Source organism: Corynebacterium sp. HMSC055D05 (genome assembly GCF_001810365.1).
GTDB classification, from domain to species: domain Bacteria; phylum Actinomycetota; class Actinomycetes; order Mycobacteriales; family Mycobacteriaceae; genus Corynebacterium; species Corynebacterium coyleae.
On record NZ_KV801072.1, the window covers coordinates 531 to 2,300 of the forward strand.

The 1,770-nt window shown below is 56.8% G+C and carries 1 protein-coding gene and 1 pseudogene; both read left to right on the forward strand.

What is annotated here, in order from left to right; all coding sequences use genetic code 11:
• The coding region (locus HMPREF2734_RS05860; RefSeq protein WP_210384743.1) for an Ig-like domain-containing protein at window positions 1-1,034 on the forward strand (1,034 nt) is incomplete at its 5' end.
• Between the two features lie 279 nt (window positions 1,035-1,313).
• A pseudogene (locus HMPREF2734_RS12040) lies at window positions 1,314-1,770 on the forward strand (hypothetical protein); the annotation flags it as partial.

Sequence of the window (1,770 nt, forward strand, 5' to 3'; positions counted from 1 at the left end):
ACCTGGTTGGCAAGGACGGTAAGTCCCTGCTGGAACCGAACGGTGACTTCGATGGTGACGGCATCTCGAACAAGGATGAGATCGAGGGTGGTTCGAACCCTGCTGATGAGGGCGACATCCCGGACACCACTGCACCGGAAATCAACCCGGTAGCACCTGGTGACAAGGCCATCTCTGGTAAGGGCGACCGTCCGGGTGAGGACATTAAGGTCACCCTGCCGAACGGCAAGGACATTGAGACCACGACCGACGAGAACGGTAACTGGTCTGTCGACGTTCCGGCTGATGTCGATCTGAAGCCGGGTGACAAGATCACCGTCACCGATGGCAAGGGCAACGCCGCGGACGTTACCGTTGAGGACAACACTCCGCCGACCATCAACGAGATCAAGCCGGGTGACAAGACCATCTCCGGTAAGGGCGACCGTCCGGGTGAGGACATCAAGGTCACCCTGCCGAACGGCAAGGTCATCGAGACCGAGACCGACAAGGATGGCAACTGGAAGATCAACGTTCCGTCCAACGTCGAGTTGAAGCCGGGCGATAAGGTTACGGTCACCGATGGTGCAGGCAACACCGCCACCGCACAGGTTGGCATTGACACCGGTAAGTGTGTCGCTACCTCCGTTGGCTTCGGTCTGCCGCTGATCGCGCTGCTGCCAATCGGTCTGGCTACCCAGTTGGAGATCCCGGGTCTGTCCGACTTCGCTGCTCAGGCGAATGCTCAGATCCAGAACTTCAACACCCAGATCCAGCAGCAGATGGGTATCTTCAACCCGCAGGTCGCTTCCCAGGTGGATGCAATCAACGCGAAGTTGGGCCAGTACGGCACCGACATCGCAACGGTTGCAGGTGGTCTGGCTCTGATCGCCGCTGGCATCCTCGCCGGCACGATCATCTACGACAACTGCTCCCCGAACGGTGGTGGCTCTTCCGTGAAGGATCTGGAACTGAAGGGTTCTTCCGGTAAGACCTATGCTGGTTCCTCCAAGGAGGAGAAGCCGACCACTCCGGCCAAGTCGAACAAGCAGTAAGTCTTGAGTCTCTCGTAGACTGAAGGCAAGCGCTAGCGATCGCCCCGCTCACCACATGGTGGGCGGGGCGATTAGCTTTGTGCGACCGTGTTGAATCGGCCGCCGACTATCGGGGTTAACGAATCTGGTGAGCTAACCAATGTTGAAAAAAGTTGTACAAGCGCTGTAACGATACCGTCGGTTGTGTAAAGTATTCAGGGTTACAACCGTATTAAAAGCTTATGCGGGCAGCGCTGCGTGCATTTATTCTGCGATGCCTGCCGTTGAAGAGGTAGTTCGGTGAAGAAGAATTACATTGCACGTCGTCGTGGCACGTCTGTTGCTGCGGCTGCGTTGTCGTTTGCGTTGGTTGCGCCGTTGGCGCAGCCGGTGGCGTTTGCGCAGGATGTCCCTGCTGCTGAGCAGAATGCGGATGCTCCGAAGCCTGCGGATGCGCCTGAGGCGTATAAGGATGCGATTTTCTCTCCTGGTAACCCTGAGAACACGGGTACGATTTCTGGTTCTGTCAAGGAGATCCAGGAGACGACGAACGGTTTCAGTAATGTTCAGGATTCCGGTAAGGCCTTAAAGGGTGTGAAGGTTTACGCCCAGTGGTTTGAGGGGGTGAACTCTGAGCACGCATCGCCGATTTATTACACCGAGTCGGATGAGAACGGCAACTTCACGCTGCAGTTGGCACCGTATACGGATGCTGAGGGGGTGACGCGTTATTTTGATGCGGATGCTTCTGTTGGTC